This is a genomic window from Nonomuraea guangzhouensis (genome assembly GCF_019396345.1).
Lineage (GTDB): Bacteria > Actinomycetota > Actinomycetes > Streptosporangiales > Streptosporangiaceae > Nonomuraea > Nonomuraea guangzhouensis.
Genome location: NZ_JAHKRM010000003.1, coordinates 449,150 through 469,277 on the forward strand (window position 1 = coordinate 449,150; position 20,128 = coordinate 469,277).

A 20,128-nucleotide genomic window follows, 5' to 3' on the forward strand; every position below is an offset into this window, starting at 1 on the left:
TTTCAGGACGAGTTGGCGGGCATGTACGACGATGCCGTCAAGGAGGCACCCGCCGGTGCCGCCCGCGCAGCTGGTGCTGGATTGTCTGAGGTCAATTCGCCGTACACGCCTGCGGGGAGCGTTGTGATCCAGGTCGGGCGCAGCGGCACGACATATACGAGGACCAGCCCCGGGAGTGCACCAGCACCCGGGGCTAACCCCTTGCGGTGCCCGCCGCGATCAAGCGAACCTTTGCTGGCGTTGTCCGCCAGGCGGGAGCGGGTGTGCTGCAGCACAATCCAGGCATGGACCTTGCCTCCCTGGCCACCGTCATCGGCCCGCCGACCCCCGCTGCCTTTTCCATCGACTGGCCCGGCCTCGAACAGTGGCTCGGGCTCCGGCTTCCCGACGACTACAAAGAGTTCGCAGAGAGGTATGGTCCCGTACTGGTCGGAGAATGGATCTGGGTCGTGGTGCCCCATCACTCCGACCGCGGCGGTTATTTCCGACAACTCGACCAACGGCAAGGGCTACAGCGCAGCATCCGTGCCGGTGATCCGCCGTCTCACCCGTTCGCCTTTCATCCCGAACCAGGTGGGCTCCTGGTGTGGGGTGAGTCGCGCGGAAGCGAGTACTACTTCTGGGACACCTCGGTGTCCGCCGATCCGAATGACTGGCCGACCAGGGTATTCACCCAGAGTTGGCCGGATGAGAAGTGGCGGCTGGTGGACGCGCCCCTGACGGAGGTGCTCGCCGCGCGGGTGAGCGGAGGCCTGGATCTGGGGGAGGCCCTGCCTGCGGTGTCGCCTCCGTACGCCTGGAACTTCGCCCCGCTCGTGCTGAAGGACGTGCCGGAGAGGGCTTCCTTCCCGGGAGTGCCGCTCGCTCTCGAGGTCGCTGGGCAAGCGGCGAGGGTCGAGGCAGCCACGGGGGTGCCCGATGACTATGCCGCGCTTGTAGGCGAGTACGGCGTGGGGAGACTGGCCGGCGTGCTGCGGTTGCTCGGTCCCGGGGCGCCGGAGGGCTTCGACCTGGCTGCGGAGGAGGCCGTGGTGAGTGAGCGGTTGCGTTCGCGGAGGGCGGCGGGGGAGCGGGTGGTCCCGTCGCCGATCGCGCCCGAGCCGGGCGGGTTGCGGCTGTGGGGGGTGTTCGACGGGGGCGAGACATGCTGGTGGCTTCCTGTCAGCGCCGAGTCGGCCGAGTGGCCGGTGGTGCTGCTGGATGCCGACGGTCTTGGGTGGCAGCGGTTGCCGTACGGCGCCACGGGCTTTCTCGATCGGTGGCTGGATGGGCGACTGGATCTGCCCGTGCTGTCGCTGTCGGCGGTGCCGCGTGCACGCGTGCTGTTCCCGCCGGTCGTCGATCCCGCCGCTTCCACCGCGCCTGCCGAGGAGGCGCCGCGAGATGTGCTGGCGCAGTTGGCGTCGATCATCGGGGAGTCGCGGACCGGTGGTCACACCTACGACTGGCCGGGGATCGAGCGGTCGCTCGGATTGCGGCTGCCGAGGGACTACAAGAGGTTGTTCGAGGTGTACGGGTCGATCGGGATCAACGGCATCATGATCGGACATCCGGAGGAGCTCCAGGGGCGGCACGAAGAGGAGGTCGAATATCTCGGCTGGGAGGAAGACGAGGCGATGGCCGTGCATCCTGCCTCAGGAGGGCTGTTGTGGTGCGCGAACACCGAAGGGCGTGACTGCATCTGGTGGGATACCGGCGATCCGGACCCCGACCGGTGGACGATGGTCTGGGACGTCGAATTCGACCGGCGCACCTTCCCCGGCACCCTGATCGAGCTGGTGATCGCCGACCTGACGAGCAGGCTGGCCTCGCCGCTCACCGCGCTGGATCCGTCCAGTGACGGGCCCATGATGTGGTTCTGAGGCAGCAGGCGATGTCTCGAAACTTGATTGGGCTGATTTGTTAGGGTCCCTGGATGGCTTCTCAACGCGCCCTGCTGCCACGGTCGACACCGGCCGCCTCGGGGATGTCGTCCCGCGCAATTACCGCGCTGCTGGACCGGCTCGAAGCGCAATCCATCGAGTGTCACTCCATCATGGTCGTACGCCACGGCCACGTCGTCGCCGAAGGCTGGTGGGCACCGTACTCGGCCGAACGCCCGCACCTTCTCTATTCGCTGACCAAGTCGTTCACCTCGGTCGCCGTGGGGCTCGCGATCGCCGACGGGCTGCTCTCGCTGGACGATCGGGTGGTGGACGTGTTGCCCGATCACGTTCCGGCCGACATCTCGGAGCAGGGACGCCGCCTCACCGTTCACCACCTGCTGTCCATGACGGCCGGACACCCAACGGACAGCCTCGCCGAGGCCTGGCAGCTGGAACCGGATGACCTGGTGAAGGGCTTCCTGCGCGTACCGTTCTCCGATCCTGAGGGAACCCGGCACACCTACGACAATGCGACTACCTTCGTCCTGGCCCGGATGGTGGAACGGGTCACCGGCCGCGGCCTGCCGGAGCTGCTCGACGACCGCCTGTTCCGGCCGATGGGCGTCGACCACGCCGAATGGGATCGAGTGGCGAGCGGTGCCGCCTTCGGATTCCATGGGCTGCACCTCACGACCGAGGCCGTCGCCGCTTTCGGCGAGTTGCTGCTGCGCGGCGGCGTCTGGGGCGGCCGCCGGCTCGTCCCGCGCGAATGGGTGGAGCTCGCGACCAGACGGCACATCGAGACCCCCATCGAGACCCGGCAACTCGACGACGACTCGCCCAACCCCGATTTTCATTGCGGGTACGGCTACCAGTTCTGGATGTCGCGTCACGGTTACCACGGTAACGGCGCCTTCGGCCAGCAATGCGTGGTCGTCCCGTCCCACGATCTCGTGGTCGTCGTGACCGCCGCCGTCGAGCAGACAGACGTACTGCCCGGCGTCTTCTGGGACTGTCTGCTGCCCGGTCTGGATGACGCGGGAAGCGCCGAGGACGACGAGATCCTCGCCGATCGGCTGCGGCGGCTGTCACTCGCGCTGGTGCCGGGTTCGGCCGCACCTTCCCGTTCCGGTGCGGCGAGGATCGACGCCTCCGCCGAGGATTCGGCCGTGCCCGACGGAACCACGGTGTCCGTCGAGCCGGTGGACGGCGGATGGCACCTGCGACTCGGGTCGTCTCTCAAGATCGCCGTCGGCCACGGCGAATGGCGGGAAAGCTCGCCGCTCGGCCGCCCGGTCGTCGCCGCCGGCGCCTGGCAGGGCGACATGTTCGTTGCCGACCTCTATGTCATCACTACCCCGCACCGGGTACGGCTGGTGCTCGACGCCGACGCGGGGACAGCGGTGGCGACGTGGAGCACCGTGCCTCTTACCGGCCCCAGTTTGGCGTTGCATTTACGTTCGCCGCTGATGACACGGCCCGACGTCGCGTAGGAGAACCGCACATCCAGTTCGATGTGGCATGCGCGCTCACTCCGGACGCTCCTGGCCGCCGCGCGACTCCACCGCCCGGTGTCCGAGCAGCTTGTCGATGCTGCGGCGCTCGCGTTTGGTGGGACGACCCGCACCCCGAGCCCGGACGGCCACCGTCACGGTCTCCTCGCGCGGAGGAGGCGGAGGGCTTTTGTCGACGTAGCACTCGGCGGCCACGGTGGCGCCGACGCGCTTGCTGATGATCCGGGAGACGACCACGATGCGTTCGTGGCCCTCGTGCCGCAGCCGGATCTCGTCCCCGACCCGGACGACGTGCGCGGGCTTGACCCGCACCCCGTTGACCCGGACGTGACCGCCCCGGCAGGCGTCGGACGCGATCGAACGAGTTCTGGTCAGCCGCACCGACCAGATCCAGCTGTCCGCCCGCGCACTCAGCTGCTCACCTGCCATCCCGACATTTTACTGAGACCGTCGCGCCGCCAGCCTCACAGCTTTGTCTGGCCAAGGTCGAGCGGCGCGCCAACGGCCTCAACGACGACGGCCGGGCTGACCGGATTGTCGACGTCGGCCTGTCCTGTTGAGCCTTCACTACCTTGCCGCCGTCTACGGCTGCGGTGGCCCGCCAACTTAACCAGAGGCATCGGCGTCCGTCTCTACCTGCCGCCCTAGCATCCAGATCAACGATCACAACAGACGGATCAGGATGGGTACCCTCGGTCACTCCTCGGAATAGACAGGTCTTTCCTCGACGCCCAGGGCTACGAGCATCGAGGCGGTGGGGACGCGGTAGTGGCGTCCGACCCGGATAACGGGACAAGGGAACGTTCCGAGGCGGACCAGCCGGTACGCCGTCCCGACACAGATGCCGAAGGCGCGGGCCGCCGTGGCGAGATCGACGGAGAGCGGTAGGTCGAAGGCTTCGGCAAAGGTGAGGGGCCGGGTCATCGGGGGTCTCCTGCCTGACGCAGCGCCAGAGTTCCCTGCCTTCTTCTCCGAGGACGTCGTGGGGGAGCCAGCCCCAGGCGTTTGGCCAGTAGGTCACGCCGTATGTCCTCGATCTGCTCAGCGGCAAGGTTCGAGACATCCATGTTCGGGAAGTCCGGTGGGGCCGGGTCCGGTAGATCGGCGACATCTCCGACGGCCTGACGAGCTGCCGAAGTTCGTGCGAAGCGCCAAGCTCGGCTTGCCGCGGTTCGGATGAGAACCTCGCCGACATCTGTCTGCGCGAGGTCTACGGTCTCCAGGCCCTCCAGGAGGGCGAGGAACATCTCGGCCTCCACGTCCCTCCGCTCAACGCGGAGCCGAATCACGGCGTTGTACGAAGCACGCAGGATCCGTGGCATCGCAAGCCAAAGGACGAACAACCGCCATGAGTCGTCCTGCTGGTGTTCGCGACGCGCTGCAGTGATGGCCTGCCGCCACACAGCGGCGCGTTTGGCCTGATTTTCGCAGGACGACGCGTTCCTGACCTCCTCGTACCTCACCGTCACAGGCCCCTGATCGGTCGGGATGACCAAGGTGAGCGGAGATCGGAGAACGGCTTCGCTGATGACGTGGTGTGCTTCCTTCCAAGGGAGCAGTGCCATGAGTCCTACTCCTCTGATGGGTCGGTGGGTTCTGCTGGACCATCGGGCTCCGCGTCGCCATACCATTCGGTGATCCGGTCGGCCTGAGGCGCCTGCTTCGTTTCCTGCAGGAACTTGGTGAGGCGCAGGCGGAATACCTGGCGTTCCTCGTCGGATGTGAAGGTGAGCCCGTCGAGCCATTGGGCGACTGGGGGAGTGAGGTCGAGAGGTTCGGAGTCGGCGGCGAGAAGCGTCGGAGCCAGGGTGAATGGCTGCGTCACAAGCGATCGGAGCGCGGGCGGGACCTCCTCGTTGTTGGCCGCTGACGTCAACTGGGCGAGATCGGCGAGGCGCGCGACCGTCTCCGTTATCTCGCATTCGTTGGTGGCGAGCAGCCATACGACGGCGCTTCCCATGTCCGGAAAGAAGTTCTTGGCGAGATAGTCACGCTGGAGGCGTTCGTGTTCGCGTCTCTGCTCCCAGAGCTGGTAGTCCTTTCGGATGCGTGACATTTCGGTGAGGCGTGCTTCGTCTTCGTCCGGGAGCCTCACCGCGACGTCGCGGCCCATGACCAGAATGCTGCCTGACGAATCGGCGCGGAGATCGCCGAGCGCGGCTGCGAGGTCGTGTCGGAGCAGGTCGGGGTGGATAGGGGAGTGCCGAGCGGCTACGGGGCGGGCGCGATCCAGAATCGACTGTATGGCGACATCGTCGAGATGTACGTCGGAAGCGGAGGCGTCGGCGTACCTCGACGGGCGCCATCGGACAGTGACCGACAAGGAGAACCAGTAGTCGGGGTCGGCGCTCTGGAGCCGCAGGTCAGAGACCAGAGAATTGCGGAACGGATCCGCCGGTGGAACATGGATCGGTTCGGGGAAGTCGGTCACCGGTAGCGGGCGTGAAGACGTTTTGGTCGCGCGCCGGACGAACAGGGCAAGACCCGTGAGCAGAGCGCCGGCGGCGGTGACCGGCCAGAGCCAGGCCGGCCATCCGAGTGATGCTCCTATCCGCAGGTATGCCAGGCCTGCGAGCACGATTGCGACGAGTAGAGCGATGACTTTACTGCCTGTGCTCACCGGGGCCCTCCTGAGCTGCGAAGGTCACGCCCTGAGCGGTATCGATGGCGTCCAGGAGCGTCTTGGCGGAGTCCTCCGGCTGTCTCAGTGACCGGGCGTGGACTTCCAGATAGAGCAGCGCGCAGCTTCGATCGTCGTCGCGGACCGCTGCGATCAGAACGTTCATGAAGTATTTCCTCCAGGGGTCGGCGTCGAGCTGGTCGAGCCAGGTGCGTAGCCGTTCCGTCCATTCCTCGCGGGGCCTTTGGGTCAGCAGGGCCGTCCAGCAGGTGGATAGCCCTTCTCTGACTCTCCTGTCTCCGAGCGGCGCCGATCGGCCACGGGAGCGGACGGTCAGTCTCTCCGGGGCGGAGGCTTTGAGAAAGGTCGCGGCCTCACCGTAGGACCACCCCCGCCTGGCGTTGAGAGTCAATCGGGCCAGGAGACGGCGGTAGAGGCGGAGGCTCTGCTCGGCCTGCTCGCACAGCGCGTCCTGAGCCCGGGTAGAGACCAGGGAGCTGCTGTGCCGGGTGAGGTGGAGCAGCCGGATCTGCGCCTGTTCCGGATACTGCTGCGCCATGATGTCGGCGCAGACCCGGACGAGGACCCATCCGAACCAGGGCTGCGGCTCCGTTCCACTGACCCAAACGTAGATCTGCTGACGAAACCGGCGTGCGTGACGAGGGTCGAGGAGCCCGTACTCCAGCGCGCGGGCCGAGAATGGGAGCAGGTCTTCTCTCCGCGCCCATCGGAAGGCCAGCTGATCGAGGTCATCCGGACGGTTCGTCCTCAAGCACTCATAGGCGAAGCGGGAGACGAGCTCAAGACGCTTGTCGGTCTCCAGTTCCCCGGATTCGACCACGCGTGCGACCGCCTCTCGGAAGGAGTCCCGGAGCCTGGGGAAGTTGTCCCAGAAGTACTTTCTGACGGCTTGGTCGTAGGCCGAACGTTTGAAGCGGACGCTTTCTCGGTCCCGGATCAGCTTCAATTCGTGAAAGCGTTCGGCCAGGTCCGGCCGCTCGAACGTTGGCTCCTCCTCGGGGCGGCCCGACACGGTGAGGAGGATGCCGGCGGTGTGCTCCACCGCTTCGGCGGGGGCACCGCTCAACAGCCCGGCGGACAGCAGCAGAGCGCGTTGGCCTCCATCTCGAAGCTTCCTGACGTCGTTGAAAACGTCACTGCCCCGGTCGGAGAGCGCCGCGATGGCTTCGCGGCACCACATCGCGAAGCCGCCACGGCCGCCTTGGGAGCGTTTCACCTCACGCACGCGGTCGGCGAGCTCGGCAACATCCAGCATCGAGCCGGACACCAGATATCGCTTGAGCCCAGCCGTATCGATCTCCTCGACCGTGTATTCAATCCCCTCGACATGTAGATAGCGCTGGAACACGCGCCTGGCCGAGGGGCCGCCGATACGGACCAGCAGCGAGCCGAACTCGGCAAGCAGATGGCACTCGTCGGGAACCACTACGACCATGCAGGCCCGGTGGTCGGGTAACTGGGCGCGGTAGGAGGAGAGCCGCTCTTGCACGGATTTGTACTCCGAGGGGTCGGCCGCTGACAGATCGACGAGGATCCGATCGCCGTCCTCCCACGAGGAGATGTCCTCGGTCTCGTTCAGCTCCTCGATACTGTCGGGCAGCTCACGGATCGTCCCGGTTTCCGGTCCTCCCTGCCAACTGCTCAGAAGCATCAGCGCGGCGGTTCGGCGGCCGCTGCCGCTGTCTCCAGACACGACCACCATGCCGGAGTTCTCGAAGCGCTGCTGAGCGTCGCCGAAGCGCGATGGTGGGACGAAGCGCGGATCAAGCCAGTCCAGATAGTCACGTGACACCCGGCGTGGGTTGGCAGTCTTGAGCGACTTGGCGGCGACCTGAATGAAGTAGTTGGTCTGGTCGCCTGATCCTGTGTGAGTGGGCGCAGTCGTCGCGTTGACCTGGGAGGTGAACGAATCCCCGGTCATCATTGTTCTTTCTCGGTGTTTCGGGGAGCGCCGAAGGCCTGATTGATTTGGGTGTCTTGACCGTTCTCGATGTAGTTCGTCCCAGGGCCGCTGAAGTGGTGGCCGCCGTAGATGGACCCGCTTCCGGTGTGAGTCCCATTGACGATCGTTCCTGAGTTCCCCTGGGTGGCGCCGATGCCGTTGCCTGGCTGGAACGGTTTCTCGGTCAGGGGCTCCTTGGCGTGCGCGTCAGTGAGGTGCGGGAGCTTCCTGGCGATGAAGTCGCCGAGCCTGGCGATATCACCGGCGTGGTCCTTGGAGCCGAGCTGAGCGGACTGGAGATCGGCCAGATCCGCGAGCTCTTCAGGCAGGTCCTGGCGCTGAAGTCGGGGCAACTTGGCTCCGTCCAGCACCGGGACGACGACCAAGCCGTACTCCAGCGCTTCGATGATCTCCTTGCGGACCCAGTCGTCCGTGGCGTCCAGGGCGCGTTCACCGCGCCGGTTCATAGCGTTGAGCCAGCCAGGGCCTATGATCGCGAGCAAGATCCGGCACCGCCGGACGTTTTTGATCAGGTCGGCATCGAAGCGCTGGCCGAGTTCGATGGACCTGGTGGCTCGGTAGACGGTACTGGAGCCGAACCGTTCCGACAGCTTCTCATCGAGGTAGGCGGCTACGTTCTCCCCGTCACCCGTGCGGTAGTTGATGAAGATGTCGGGCATGGTGAACTCCTCTCGCGGCTTCCACCGCAGTTCAGGGGATGGGATTAGATGCCGAATACGGAGATCGAGGCGACGAGCCTCGGGTAGAGGTCGCAGACCGCGCGGTTCGTGCGGTGCCTGGCCAGAACGTGGGCGAGACGGCGCAGATCGACCGTCACAGTGGCCGAACGGACTGAACGCACGCCGTCGAGCAGCGAGTCCACGACATGACACGCCTGGTCGACGTCGCCTGCGGCGGCGTGGGCGAGGGCCTGCCGGACGCCGTATCGGGTGCGGCTCCGCAGGGCGGTTGCGGGCAGTCGGCGGATCTCGGCGTCGAGGAGATCCGCCGCTTCCTGTGAGCGCCCCAGGTCATGAAGGCACCAGCCGGTGGACATCGCCACCTGGTCCGCGACGTGGCTGGAGCCGAGGACCGGAGCATCGCTGGAGTCGTCACGGGCCATGAGGTGACGGGCGGTGTCGAGGGCGTTCATGCAAGCCCGGTAGTCCCCCGCCAGGGCATGGCCCTGTGCCTCGCGCTGCGCCGCCAGGCCTTTGATCCTGGGCGGGCTGTCAGCGCGAGCCGCCTCAGCTGCGAGAGCGATGGTCTGTTCGGCGTCGTCCGCATACAGCGTGATCAGGGCTCGTCTGACCAGCGAGTAGGTACTGAGATCGGTGTCATCGGCTGCTTGCGCCATCTCGACGGCCATGTTGGTCCACCACAGGGCCGCACGGGTGTCACCCGCTTCCTGAGCCATCCAGCCGGTGTACTCGGCATAGCGGGAGCCGAGCGCAAGGACCTCGGGCCGACGGCGGTCGGCTGACCGTTGCGCCATTTTGCGCAGGGTGTGGACCTGCGTGATCAGTATGGGCAGCATCTCGCTGGGGGAGACGGCCTGCCCGAGCTGGCGGAGTTGAGGGAAGAGCGTACGGAATCCGCCCAGCGCCGCGGTCTCCTCAAGGTCTGCCGATGTCCCTGGGGCGCCCACGTGCATCCCGGCGAGCGAGATGGCACCCAAGGCGATCGCCTGACGTCGGCCGACCGGGCCGAACCAGCTATGCCCGTCATTGGCCAGATACATCATCCATCCTTCGTCATCGGTTATGTCGTCGATCGGCTCGGTGTTCTTGGCGACGACGGGAACGAGCGCTGCGAGTTCACCTTCCGCCCCGAGGACCACATCGCAGTGTCGGGCGAGGTCGCGTGACGGCGGCTTGTCGCCTCGTTCGACCTTGCTGAGATGGCCTTTGCTATAGTTCGCCGCCTTCGCGAGCTGCGAAAGCGTCATTCCCGCGGCGGACCGCCGCCTTCTGAGCTCGGCACCGAAGTTCCGATGCACCCACTCATTTCGCCCCATTTCCCCGTCTCCTCTCAACTGGACGACCGGCGACTTCTGGATTTAGCTCTACGGGCGAACATGATGGTCGAAAGGCGGTAAGAAAATCCGCCACGACCAAGGGAGTGGATTAATCCATGTGTTCAGGAAGGCAGCGGCAATGTTGTCAGGAGACACATTCTCCGGCACTGGATGTGCTTCTGTACCAAGTGTCACTCGACGCTCTCCTGACTACCTGCGACCTAGGGTCCATGCAGCAGGTGATCGGCCTTCTGGCCGCCCTCCTGCTGATGGGCGGAAGGGCTCGTAACCAGTTGAATTTTGCCACGCCCGCCGTGAAAGGGAAGGGCTCCCGCAGGGTTTCCCGTTTCCTCTTCAAATGAAGGGGACGTTACTCTTCGAGCTGCTGCAGCGCGATGGCGGCGGTGTGGCCCGCTTCGGCAAGGGCGTCGACGATGGTCTGGAAGTGCGGATGTGCTACGGCCGTCAATTCCGGATGGATATCCCGCAGCCAATCCAGCAGGAGATAACCGGGCAGCTTGATGTTCTGGCGTACCAACCGGGCTACCCAGGGAAGACCGATCTCTACTTGCTGGTAGATCGGCTGGACACGGAGGAACCCCAGGAGTTCGTCGAGCCCAGCCGTCGGTGCGGTGAGCGTCCAGGCATCGATGAGGTGTTCCACCGGGGCCAGCCGCAGCCATCGCTGACCCGTCTCACGTATGGTGCCGTCGATGTCCGCGTCCATCGCCCAGGGCTGAGGATTGGGCAGGAGGCTGGCCGACGCGGGGGCGTCCTCACCGGGCCTTGTCAGGATGATCTCCATGATGGTGGGCCACAACGATGCGAAAGCGTCGGTCAGCCCAGTCTCGTAGGTCGCCACCGTCTTGAATCCCCACAGGAGGTCGTCGAGCACGTTTGGCCGGCTCGCGAGGTGTTCGACGAACTCCAGGACGACCTCGGGCTCGTTCCGAGCCGTGCGGAGGAGTGCCGCAGCCATGGGGCCCTTGTCCTCCTCGCGGTCGCTCTCGGCCGAGCGTGCGTAGGCCGCCAGAAGCGCGGTTCGATGCCGCCGTGCGGTCTCGGTGACGCAGTGCCGGGCGCTCGCCGCGTCAAGGACGGGTGTCACCGAGGTTTCCAGTTCACGCAGGATCTGCTCCGCGCCATGGAGCCGGTCAAGCCGCTCGATCACCGTTCGGTGGCGCGTACTGTCGAAACCGTCCAAGGCATGCCGGATTCCCGTCTCGACGGCGCGCCAGGCCAAGAGGTGGTGACAGGGCATTGCGCAGGGTTCGGACCAGAGCGGGCGAAGACCTTCCGCGAAATAGGTGCGGACCTGGTGGACGGGGTGCGCGGCACAGGCGATGATCGCTTCAGGATCGGCCTGTCGTGACTCCGCGAAGGCAGGAAGCAGCGTCCGCGGCAGAGCGAAAGCGGCCTGAATATCGTCGCCCCACGCCGAAATGGCATCGGGGTAAACGTCGGTGCTGGGGTGGATGGCCGTCAGCAGAAGATCGATGGACCATCCGAGATCGTCCGCATCCAGAAGCGCGCCTGCAGCGACCGCGTGAATGGTCGCCGCAGCGACCGAACAACGTGCCCCTAAGGGGCTGACCGAGAGGTCCAGACTTCGGACGGTTTCCAGATCCTCGGTGAGCTGACGGGGATCGACCTTGGCGGGTGGGTCGATTCGATACGGCAGGTCCGCGAGGGGCCGGTAGTTGTTCAACATGCGATAGAGCCGGCTGTTGAGGGCTGTGCCGGCGCGGGCTCTGGCGAGATCCGCTTCCGCGGAGGATTTGACCTCGGCGATCCAGCCCTGTTCGCTCCGAGCGAGTACATAGCGCTTCGCATCGAAGTGGTCGGCCCAGTTGTGCACAGCAAGGTCGTCGCCATCCCCCGCTGCGAGCAACTGGCGGCCCACCTGTCGTAGACGCTCCAGAGCCGCTTCGTCGCCTTGAGACATGGCTTGGACGACGAGTCGCATGGCAACCTCAGTGGGAGCGAGCTCCAGGCTCTGGGGTTCCTCCAACTTGTGGAGCCGCCTGGCTGCGAACCGGGCGAACTCGAGCTCCCACACTTCGGGCAAGGCGAGGAAGCTGTCGAGTTCGTTGGTGATCTCGTCAAGCTGACGGAGCAGCATGCTGTAAGCGAGTCCTGCTCCGGCTACTGTGCCGATCTCCCGAAGGGTGATCACCGCGGCATCCTTCGGGGGCAGAGCGAACTCATCGAGGAGGACCCGTTCAACCGCCATGAGCCCGCTCATGCACGGCTGGGGTCCGTTGAGCGCGCCCTGGTACCAAGACCAGGACGCTGCTGGACCTGGATACTCGCGCTCTCCCAAGCTCATGAAGTCACCGGCCAGCGCCGGCCCTTCAGCGAATGACTCGAGCAGTCCCCGGATCAGTGTGAAGCCGAGCTTGGGCGAGCGCAGGAGCAGATGGATGAACGGTCCGCGGTGCCAGGCGGCCCTGCTGGCGAGGCCGAACTCGTGCCTACTCCGCCCGCGTCCCGGCCGGTAGTAGGCCAAGGCCAGTTCGACAAGGAGCGCCGGATTGGCGACGGCCAGCGAGGAAGCAGGGTCGAAACGATCGACGGCTCGGATGAGTTCGTACGCGCGTCCGGACGTTTGGGCACGCAGCAGTGTCTCGGAGCGCTCATCCTGATCTCCTCCGAGGAGCGCGAGGGCCTCCAAGAAGAGCGCCTTGTCGTACTGCGGAGGCGAGGCGACGAGGCTGTCTCGTAGGAGCACCCGCGTCGGCCGGTGGTGATCGACATTGTCCCCGCGGGTCTCCAGCCGGGAGACGCCCCGCAGCCAGGCGAGGACGACATCGTCCCGTAGATCGTCGTGGCGCCTGGTCAGGACGTCGCCGTGCCTGGCCAGCCAGGCGACGACCGGTCCACCCGTAACCGGATCACAGGCGGCATCCTCCCCGAACCGCAACATTGTGCAACGCAGCAACTGCTCAAGCAGGGAAGGCTCGCTGAGCAGCCGCTCGCTCAGGGCGTCGAGCACTTCGGCGGACCATCCGGTTGACAGCACCGCCTCCCAAGGGATCTCCTCCCACCGCGAACCGTGGACTGACGCCAGCCGGCGGAAGTCGTCGTACATCTGCGCCCAACGCGGGCGGAGCCCGGTTCCGGGCCGGATTCTTTCCTGGCAGAGGATCCGAGCGGCCCTAATGGCCCAACGCGGCCCTTTGATCTCCAACAGGTCTGTTCCGCCCTCTTGGAAGAGGCGCCATGCCGTTGCGAAATCACGCAGGATGTCATGAGCGAACGTCTCCTCACCGATAGCGGAGCCGTCGCCGATCGAGGTGAGGATTCCGTCGGAGCGGAGAGAGGCGAGCGCGGCTCCGGACAAGGTGGGTGTCCACGGCTTCCCCAGCATTCGCTCCGCGATCGTCCCCAGGGCGGCCGCGCGGTCGTCGGGCGGCACCCCATTCACCGCCATGCCCAGGTTGAGCACGACCGCAGAGTGGTAGACCTTGTACACGTCAGACTCACAGGCCAGGGCGTCGGGTAGCACGGCTCCGCGCCGGGCAGCGCGTAGGAGCAGATTGACCAGACCGAGACGGCGCAGCAGCCAGCGGGAGCGCATGTCCTCGGCCATCACCGCCAGCTCAGGGGCGGACGCCAAGATTGTTTCGATCTCCTTGTCATCCAACGGAGGGACGACGAAGTCCTCGACCGTGCACGAGAACATTTCGCGGATGTTCTGCGCGGCATCGTCACGGCTGATCAGGACCACTCTGGCACCTGCTTCCAACGCGGTGTGGACCGCATCGGGATCCAGGCCGGTCTGAATCGCCTCGGCTCCGTCCAGTACCAGCAGTTCCCCCTGCGCGCCTGAAAGGAGTTCCGCGTGTGCGGCGACGTCGCGCATCCTCGCGACGAGCAGACCTCCCTCTCGACGACGGAATTCCTCCGCGGCCTTCAACGCGGCCACAGACTTACCGGAACCCGGTTCTCCCCTGATCAACAGGATCCGGCCGGGGCCGGTGTTGCCGAACGCCCTCATCAGCTCGCTCAGGAGCAGAGTTCGTTCGAGGTGGAGGGAAGGTCGTGTGGACAGTTCCTGGACGGTCGTCCGGCGAAGGCTCCGTTCCCACTCCTGGAACAGGGTTCGCAGATCGGGTTGCACGGTATGGTTCACCACCATCCAGCCGTTCGCCACCGCGTACATCGCGGCTCCCTGATCGCCGAAGTGCGTCATCTCCATGGGCCCGTTTACGACATTGATGACACCGTCCTGCTCGGCGTGGTTGAACTGCCAGGCAACTCCCGGTGAAGGGGCGACTGCCTGCGAGGGCAAAGCGCCCGTCAGCGCCATGACGATGGGCACCGCTGCACTCCCGGCTTCTTCACCGACCGTCCAGATCGTCAGGCAGGCACTGATCCTGGCAGCCTTACCTGCAGCCAGAACACCGGCCGGATTGTCTACGTAGCATGCGTTGTCGCTGATGAGGACAGGGCCAATATGGATCTTCCCCGGGATGCGGATGCCGGCCAGCGACTGGGTCACTGTCCGAAGCAGCTCGGGTGAGGCGGCCTCCTCACCTTCCGCCCTGCGGATCTCATCGGCCACAACGACATCACCTGGCGCAACGTCCGAGGACAGAGCGCGGCCCGAGCCGAGGAACAGCACCATCCGAGGATTTAGCACGAGCCTTGCCCGCTCAGTGATCGCTACTGTCGGGAACTCCTCCAGCTCCAGCAGGGCAAGCGCCACGATGCTGAGACCCAGACGGCCCATGTCGAACTGGATCCCGCCGTGGACCTCCGTGCGCGCCCCGATCATGCGCGAACGCAGCATCGCGTGGTCACTGTCCAGGGCGGTCAATACGACGATGGGCCCACCGGCGTCGCTCTCCATCAAGATCTCCCTTACGTCGGTCGTCCTGCGGCTAACGAATGCTCATCACCAGGATGGAGAATCGCGCGGTGCTATCTGGCAGAAGAAGCCACTCGCTTGGGGAAGACATCCTTGAGCCGCAGCCTGGATCTTGTCGGATTGGTGCCAGGCCAGCCGAACCTGCGTGTCGGCATCGGGGACGACACGTTGAAGGACAGCCAGCTCCCTGCTCCGGTACTGGACGGATCGTTGGACCGGTGATGGCGCAGCGCCCCATAGGCGTTGAGGGCCACAGCTTCGAAGTCACGCTGGCCAAGACGCTGTGGGACCAGACGAGGGTCACCGAAGATGGGGCCTCGCGCCGCCACGGCTGTGACACGTCGGTGGTGCCGTACCCGATGGTCGGCCCGAAACGGGCGGTCGTTGCGGCGATTCGCCCGGAATGAGCTCGCGGCGACGGGTCGCGTTCAGCTTTTCCGGTCGATGCTCATTCGGCCCTCGTCGCGACCAGACTGGAGCCATGAAGGTTGTCAGCACCGACAAGATCCCAGCGGAAGAGCGGTTCGCCTACTAGCGGAGGTGAACTCCAGGCTCTCCATGCCCTATGACTTACTCTGCGACCCCGCAGATGGAGCGCAAATTCTGGGCGCACGTCGCTTTCAACACGTTCGGACCCGTGCAGGCGGCACTGACAGCGCCGCACTCCGCCCACCGCACCCTCAAGCTCATCCGGCAGGCCGACCCTGAACTGTTCGAGCTGGCCTGTACGGTGTTCGGTGGCGTCACAGTGACACAGAACGGGCGACACAAGAATCCGGGCTCTGGAGATCTGGTCCTGATCGATACCTCGCGTCCCTTCCAGGTCGATATTGCGCCGCATATTCCGATGAGCCGGGTGATGATCCTGCGCTTCCCGCGCTCGCTGCTGCCGTTGCCTTCCCGGGACCTGCGGCGCCTGGGTGCCCCGCGCGAGTCGGGCACTCAGACCATTGGTGCACTGTCTTCACAGTTCCTGCGACAGCTCGCTCGGCACATGCCCGAGCTCAGTCCGTCGGAGACCTCCCAGCTGTCCACCCTCACGCTCGACGTGCTGACCCTGGTACTGGCCCACGCGCTCGGCGCTGAGAGCGCGGTGCCACACCGCAGCGCCTACGGCCTCTCTCCGCGCCAGCTCCGCCGCCAGAGCACGACAGCGAGCACGACAGTGCACGCAGACTGAAGTACTGTGCGCCCGCCCGTAACGACAGGCCCGGCTACAGCCTGCATTCTTGCGTGAGTAAGCCAACGGGGAAATCCACGCAAGGAGCGCAATGAAACTCGCCGCAGCAGCCGGGACAATGCTTGTTCGGCTCCTCCCTGGCGGCTGCTTCCAGCCGCTCGGGACGCGCCTATGGCGCAGCGTTAAACGCGTTCCGAATGCTCTCCCCCCGTGAAACACAAACACCTTGCCGACAAATGCCCGGTTACTGTCCGGTTGCTGCCCTTCTGATCTCACTTTCCTTGTGAAAGTGTGATATCGGACAAATGGACTGAGCTGAGAAAGGAGGAGTCAGTCGTGCGCCCGATGGTGAAGAAACCATTTCTGGCCGTGCGTCGCGTACGCTGAGTGAGCTGGACGGGCATCCAGGCCATCAACAAGCCGGACTGCTACGGGGGCGAGTCCATCTGGCACGAGCCGGTCAACAACAACACCGGCGCCACCACAAGAACCGCGCCTGTACGACGGGGACGGGTGGAAATAGCCGGCCGTGAATGAATCCGGCGCGGCGATCGTATGCGTCCCCAGCCTGCTCGACCCGAGCGGATACCAGGGCGGGCAGCCTTAATGGAAGCGGCCCGGATGATTGACCTTCCCCATAATGAGAGGAAATCTTGCTGTGCTCACCAAGTTAGGCCTGCTGTCGGCCCTGATCGGGCTGCCACTGGCCATGACACCCACCGTCTCGCCCGTGGAGCCGACCCCGCGCTCCGTGTACGTCACGAGCATCCTGGAGAAAAACATCACAAGGTTCGCGATCCAGCAGGACGGCAGCCTGAAGGCGGACGCCAAGCTGACGGAGACCGGCAAGGCTCCCCGCGGAATCGAGATCTCACCCGACGCGCGCACGGTCTATGTCGCCAACGGCGATGACAACACGATCACGACATACCGGGTCGGCTTTGACGGTCGCCTCGTCCCCCTGGGGTCGCCCACCCCCACCCCAGAGGACCCGGACGACGCCCTCGTGTCCCCCAACGGGCAGCGGCTGTACGTCATCAGCCGCAGAGCCGCGACGGTGACGATGTTCCCCATCGCGAGCGACGGCACGCTCACGACGTCCGGAACATCCTTCCCGGTTCTGGGAGAAAATCCCCGGGGGATAGCCATGACCCCCGACGGTCGCAACCTGTACGTGACCACCGGCGACCCGGTGGCGGACATCGAACCGGATGTGCTGGTCAGATTCAGGGTCGAGGACAATGGCAAGCTCAAGCGGCAGCCCGACACGACGCCGATCGGCGCGGCGGGCGGCGCGATGGCCCTCACGCCCGACGGCAAGTTCCTCTTCGTGCCGTGCGCGGCGAGGCATGAAGGCGAGGAGTCGCACGACGTGTTCGCCTTCAGCGTCGGCTCGGAGGGCGCCCTGAAGCCGGTGCCCGGCTCGCCGTTCCCCGCGCCCGACGTCCCGATCGCGGCCGCCGTGACCCCCGACGGTCGCAACCTGTATGTGACGGACGGGGGGCTGATAGAAAGCGAGACCAAGCTGGTGTCGGCATACACCATCCGCGACAACGGCTCCCTTGACCACATCGCGGACTTCAATGCGGGCGACAGCCCGGTGGCGCTGGGGCCCTCGCCGGATGGCCGGTGGCTGTACGTGTCGAACCTCAACTCCAGCGACGTCTCGGCATTCCGCATCAAACCGGGCGGCGAACTGATACAGCCCGGCCCCCCGGTCCCCACCGGAGGCAAGCGGCCCGCGTTCCAGTCGCTCGCCGTGCAACCGAACCAAGGCCCTCAGGCGGTGCTGTCCGTCAGTGAGCCGACCGGACTCGAGGCCGGCTTCGACGCCTCGACCTCACCGGATCCGGACGGCCGCGTCGTCCGCTATGACTGGACCTTCGGCGACGGGACCGTGCTCAAGGACGGAGGGCCGCGGCCCACGCACCGCTTCCCCGCGCCCGGCACGTACCAGGTCACCGTGGTCGTCACCGACAACGAGGGCTGCTCGACCGACCTGATCTTCACCGGAACCTCGACCCAGTGCAACGGCTCCGCCCTGGCACGCGCCCAGCAAGCGGTCACCGTCACGTCGGGCTGAACGACCCTCCACGGGTAGTGATCGTTGTAAAGATGGGGCATGAGGCTTCCCCGGTTCCGTCTGCTGCCGCGCCGCGTATCTTGGCCCAAACGTTCTTTAAGGCGATGGATCGTGGTCGCGCTCGGGCTGGGGATGCTCGTGGCGGCGCTCGTCGGCGCCGCCGGCCCGTACCAGCAGACCAGGGAGTTCCGCGAGGTCGTGGCGTGCGATCGGGGCGTCGGCGACTGCTTCGGCAACGAGGCAGGATCCATTGTCGGCCGGCGCACCTACACCACGACCTCGACGACCACCGACGCCAACGGCCAAACGCACACGAGCACGACCACCCACTACGAAATCACCTGGCAGCGGGCCAACGGATCACGGCAGGCCCGCGACGTGTCCTCCGGCTTCTACGTCAAGGCCAAACAGGGACAACCGGCCACACTGCGGCTCTGGCACGGCGAAGTCGTCGGGGTGGAGGTGATGGGCGGCGAGCAGTGGTTCCTGCCGGAGTCCGGCACAACGCTCAGCCGCTGGCTGTACCTGGCCTTCTTCGGCCTCGGGGTCCTGCTGTGGGGACTGTTGTTCGGCTGGTGGGACGGGCTCTTCATGCTCGCCTTCCGCACCTTCGCCTGGATGTTCATGAGCTTCATGCCAGTGGACATCACGACGGACGCCCTGGCCTACGGCTGGACGACCGGGACCGATCTCGTGGTACAGATCCTGTTCGCCCTCTTCTTCACCGGGATCGCCGCCGGGTTACTCTTCGGCTCACTCGGCGGCTGATCTCAATCGTCGTGGGCGATCAGCATGAGCTGCCGCCACAGCAACACCACGAACACCGCGGAACCCGCGAAGGCAAACCAGAAGGGCGCCGCGACACCGAAGCGGGTGGCCAGGACACCGCCGATCAACGAGCCGACCACCAGACCGGCGTACACACAGACGGTGTTGACGCTGCCCACTCGGCCCTGCAGTTCGTGCGGGACCGCGCGCTGGCGGACGGTGACCGAGGTCGTGCCCCAGATGAAGGCGTGCGCGCCGAAGGCCAGGAAGATGCCCCCGGCGACCCACGGCGAATGCGTCAGGGCCAAGCCCAGGTGAGTGAACGTCTCGATGATGAGTCCGATCCGCATCAGAGCGCCGAGGCTCACCCTGCGGGTGATGGCCCCGTACAGGCTGGTGCCGATCAAGCCGCCGATCGCGCCGATGGTGGTCATCAGACCGAAGCCCAGGGCGCCGAGGCCGAGCTGCTCCTGGGTGTAGAGGACGAGCACCGACCAGGCCGCGCCGAACGTGAAGTTGAAGATCAGGATGGTGAGCGCCAGCGTGCGGACCGCCGCGTGCTGGATGGTCCAGCTGAACCCGGCGATCAGCTCTCGTACGGTGTCGGGCATCACGGGGTCGTCGGCCTGCCGCCCGTGCGGCGGCAACGTGATCCGGGAGACCAGGACGATCCCCGCCACCACCAGCAGCAGCTGGCCCGCGAACGGCCAGATCAAGCCCAGGCCGAACAGCGCCGCGCCGACCGGCGGCCCGGCGAGCTGATTGAGCGTGATGAACCCCGTGCCCAAGCGGGCGTTGGCGATGACGAGATCGTCCTTGCCGACCATCATGGGCGTCAGCGTGGCCGTCGCGTTGTCGGCGAACACCTCGGCGATGGACCGCAGCGTGAGCGCCGCCAGTGCCGTCGCCACGGTCACGGTGCCGCTCACCATGAGCGCGACGAGCGCCGCCAGCACCACGGCCCGCACCGCGTTCGCGACGAGCACGATCCGGCGCCGGTCGTGCCGATCCGACAGCACGCCCGCGTACAGGCCGAACAGCAGCGGCGGCGCCCAGCCCACCAGAGCCGACAGCGAAATCAGCAGCGGGTCGCGAGTCAACGTCGAGATCAGCAGTGGACCCGCCGCGGCCGCGACCCCGTCACCGAGATTTGTCAGCCAGCTCGAGGCCAGCAACCACCGAAATCCTGTCCCCAGCCGAGCAGGCAGGACTCGCTCCACCACTGTAGTCACGAGCGCAAAACCA

Annotated in this window: 17 protein-coding genes; 8 read left to right on the top strand and 9 right to left on the bottom strand. The window is 65.9% G+C overall.

All coding sequences use genetic code 11. From position 1 onward, the window contains the following. The first annotated feature begins 284 nt into the window (after positions 1–284). Together KME78_RS07805 and KME78_RS07810 are read left to right on the top strand one after the other, a co-directional pair. Entirely contained in the window at positions 285–1,862 is a 1,578-nt protein-coding gene (locus tag KME78_RS07805; RefSeq protein WP_219528088.1) for an SMI1/KNR4 family protein, read from the top strand. Positions 1,863–1,915: 53 nt separating this feature from the next. Beyond that, entirely contained in the window at positions 1,916–3,358 is a 1,443-nt protein-coding gene (locus tag KME78_RS07810) for a serine hydrolase domain-containing protein (protein ID WP_219528089.1), read from the top strand. Between the two features lie 36 nt (positions 3,359–3,394). Here KME78_RS07810 and KME78_RS07815 read toward each other — a convergent pair whose 3' ends face one another. The 7 genes from KME78_RS07815 to KME78_RS07845 form a co-directional block, all read right to left on the bottom strand. Next, the gene (locus tag KME78_RS07815; protein ID WP_219528090.1) at positions 3,395–3,808 is read right to left on the bottom strand and encodes an RNA-binding S4 domain-containing protein; all 414 of its coding nucleotides are present in this window, start codon (positions 3,806–3,808) and stop codon (positions 3,395–3,397) included. A 267-nt stretch (positions 3,809–4,075) separates the two neighbouring features. Next, a complete protein-coding gene (locus KME78_RS07820; protein WP_219528091.1) occupies positions 4,076–4,303 on the bottom strand; it encodes a helix-turn-helix domain-containing protein in 228 nt (75 codons plus the stop codon). After that, positions 4,300–4,944: a hypothetical protein gene (locus KME78_RS07825; RefSeq protein ID WP_219528092.1), complete on the bottom strand. Its 645-nt coding sequence runs from the start codon at positions 4,942–4,944 to the stop codon at positions 4,300–4,302. The genes KME78_RS07820 and KME78_RS07825 overlap by 4 nt, the downstream gene beginning before the upstream one ends. A gap of 5 nt (positions 4,945–4,949) precedes the next feature. Continuing rightward, on the bottom strand, positions 4,950–5,999 hold the full coding sequence (locus tag KME78_RS07830; RefSeq protein ID WP_219528093.1) for a hypothetical protein: 1,050 nt from the start codon (positions 5,997–5,999) through the stop codon (positions 4,950–4,952). After that, entirely contained in the window at positions 5,983–7,944 is a 1,962-nt protein-coding gene (locus KME78_RS07835; protein WP_219528094.1) for a hypothetical protein, read from the bottom strand. Before KME78_RS07835 ends, KME78_RS07830 begins: the two co-directional genes overlap by 17 nt. After that, complete coding sequence (locus KME78_RS07840; RefSeq protein WP_219528095.1) at positions 7,941–8,642, bottom strand: TIR domain-containing protein; 702 nt, start codon at positions 8,640–8,642, stop codon at positions 7,941–7,943. The genes KME78_RS07835 and KME78_RS07840 overlap by 4 nt, the downstream gene beginning before the upstream one ends. Before the next feature lie 44 nt (positions 8,643–8,686). Beyond that, positions 8,687–9,979 (bottom strand): helix-turn-helix domain-containing protein, encoded by a 1,293-nt coding sequence (locus KME78_RS07845; protein ID WP_219528185.1) that lies wholly within the window; start codon positions 9,977–9,979, stop codon positions 8,687–8,689. A 230-nt stretch (positions 9,980–10,209) separates the two neighbouring features. Here KME78_RS07845 and KME78_RS65985 point away from each other — a divergent pair, with 230 nt between their 5' ends. Continuing rightward, positions 10,210–10,341, top strand: a complete 132-nt coding sequence (locus KME78_RS65985) for a hypothetical protein (RefSeq protein ID WP_281428633.1) — start codon at positions 10,210–10,212, stop codon at positions 10,339–10,341. A gap of 8 nt (positions 10,342–10,349) precedes the next feature. Here KME78_RS65985 and KME78_RS07850 read toward each other — a convergent pair whose 3' ends face one another. Next, positions 10,350–14,834, bottom strand: a complete 4,485-nt coding sequence (locus KME78_RS07850) for a hypothetical protein (protein ID WP_219528096.1) — start codon at positions 14,832–14,834, stop codon at positions 10,350–10,352. A 236-nt stretch (positions 14,835–15,070) separates the two neighbouring features. Between KME78_RS07850 and KME78_RS07855 the strand changes: the two genes are divergently transcribed. From KME78_RS07855 to KME78_RS07875, 5 genes are all read left to right on the top strand, one after another. Continuing rightward, positions 15,071–15,259, top strand: a complete 189-nt coding sequence (locus tag KME78_RS07855) for a hypothetical protein (RefSeq protein WP_219528097.1) — start codon at positions 15,071–15,073, stop codon at positions 15,257–15,259. Between the two features lie 182 nt (positions 15,260–15,441). Then, on the top strand, positions 15,442–16,032 hold the full coding sequence (locus tag KME78_RS07860; RefSeq protein WP_219528098.1) for an AraC-like ligand-binding domain-containing protein: 591 nt from the start codon (positions 15,442–15,444) through the stop codon (positions 16,030–16,032). Between the two features lie 387 nt (positions 16,033–16,419). Then, positions 16,420–16,569 (top strand): hypothetical protein, encoded by a 150-nt coding sequence (locus tag KME78_RS07865; protein WP_219528099.1) that lies wholly within the window; start codon positions 16,420–16,422, stop codon positions 16,567–16,569. A gap of 121 nt (positions 16,570–16,690) precedes the next feature. Beyond that, a complete protein-coding gene (locus KME78_RS07870; protein WP_219528100.1) occupies positions 16,691–18,115 on the top strand; it encodes a beta-propeller fold lactonase family protein in 1,425 nt (474 codons plus the stop codon). A gap of 111 nt (positions 18,116–18,226) precedes the next feature. Further along, entirely contained in the window at positions 18,227–18,883 is a 657-nt protein-coding gene (locus KME78_RS07875; RefSeq protein ID WP_219528101.1) for a hypothetical protein, read from the top strand. 2 nt (positions 18,884–18,885) lie between these two features. Here KME78_RS07875 and KME78_RS07880 read toward each other — a convergent pair whose 3' ends face one another. Next, positions 18,886–20,115, bottom strand: a complete 1,230-nt coding sequence (locus KME78_RS07880; RefSeq protein ID WP_219528102.1) for an MFS transporter — start codon at positions 20,113–20,115, stop codon at positions 18,886–18,888. Positions 20,116–20,128: the final 13 nt, after the last annotated feature.

What these genes read in the sequence shown, in the direction of transcription:
- KME78_RS07805 (WP_219528088.1), top strand. Translation starts at nt 285, where the DNA reads ATGGACCTTGCCTCCCTGGCCACCGTCATCGGCCCGCCGACCCCCGCT.
- KME78_RS07810 (WP_219528089.1), top strand. Translation starts at nt 1,916, where the DNA reads ATGGCTTCTCAACGCGCCCTGCTGCCACGGTCGACACCGGCCGCCTCG.
- KME78_RS07815 (WP_219528090.1), bottom strand. Translation starts at nt 3,808, where the DNA reads ATGGCAGGTGAGCAGCTGAGTGCGCGGGCGGACAGCTGGATCTGGTCG.
- KME78_RS07820 (WP_219528091.1), bottom strand. Translation starts at nt 4,303, where the DNA reads ATGACCCGGCCCCTCACCTTTGCCGAAGCCTTCGACCTACCGCTCTCC.
- KME78_RS07825 (WP_219528092.1), bottom strand. Translation starts at nt 4,944, where the DNA reads ATGGCACTGCTCCCTTGGAAGGAAGCACACCACGTCATCAGCGAAGCC.
- KME78_RS07835 (WP_219528094.1), bottom strand. Translation starts at nt 7,944, where the DNA reads ATGATGACCGGGGATTCGTTCACCTCCCAGGTCAACGCGACGACTGCG.
- KME78_RS07840 (WP_219528095.1), bottom strand. Translation starts at nt 8,642, where the DNA reads ATGCCCGACATCTTCATCAACTACCGCACGGGTGACGGGGAGAACGTA.
- KME78_RS07845 (WP_219528185.1), bottom strand. Translation starts at nt 9,979, where the DNA reads ATGGGGCGAAATGAGTGGGTGCATCGGAACTTCGGTGCCGAGCTCAGA.
- KME78_RS65985 (WP_281428633.1), top strand. Translation starts at nt 10,210, where the DNA reads ATGCAGCAGGTGATCGGCCTTCTGGCCGCCCTCCTGCTGATGGGCGGA.
- KME78_RS07850 (WP_219528096.1), bottom strand. Translation starts at nt 14,834, where the DNA reads ATGGAGAGCGACGCCGGTGGGCCCATCGTCGTATTGACCGCCCTGGAC.
- KME78_RS07860 (WP_219528098.1), top strand. Translation starts at nt 15,442, where the DNA reads ATGGAGCGCAAATTCTGGGCGCACGTCGCTTTCAACACGTTCGGACCC.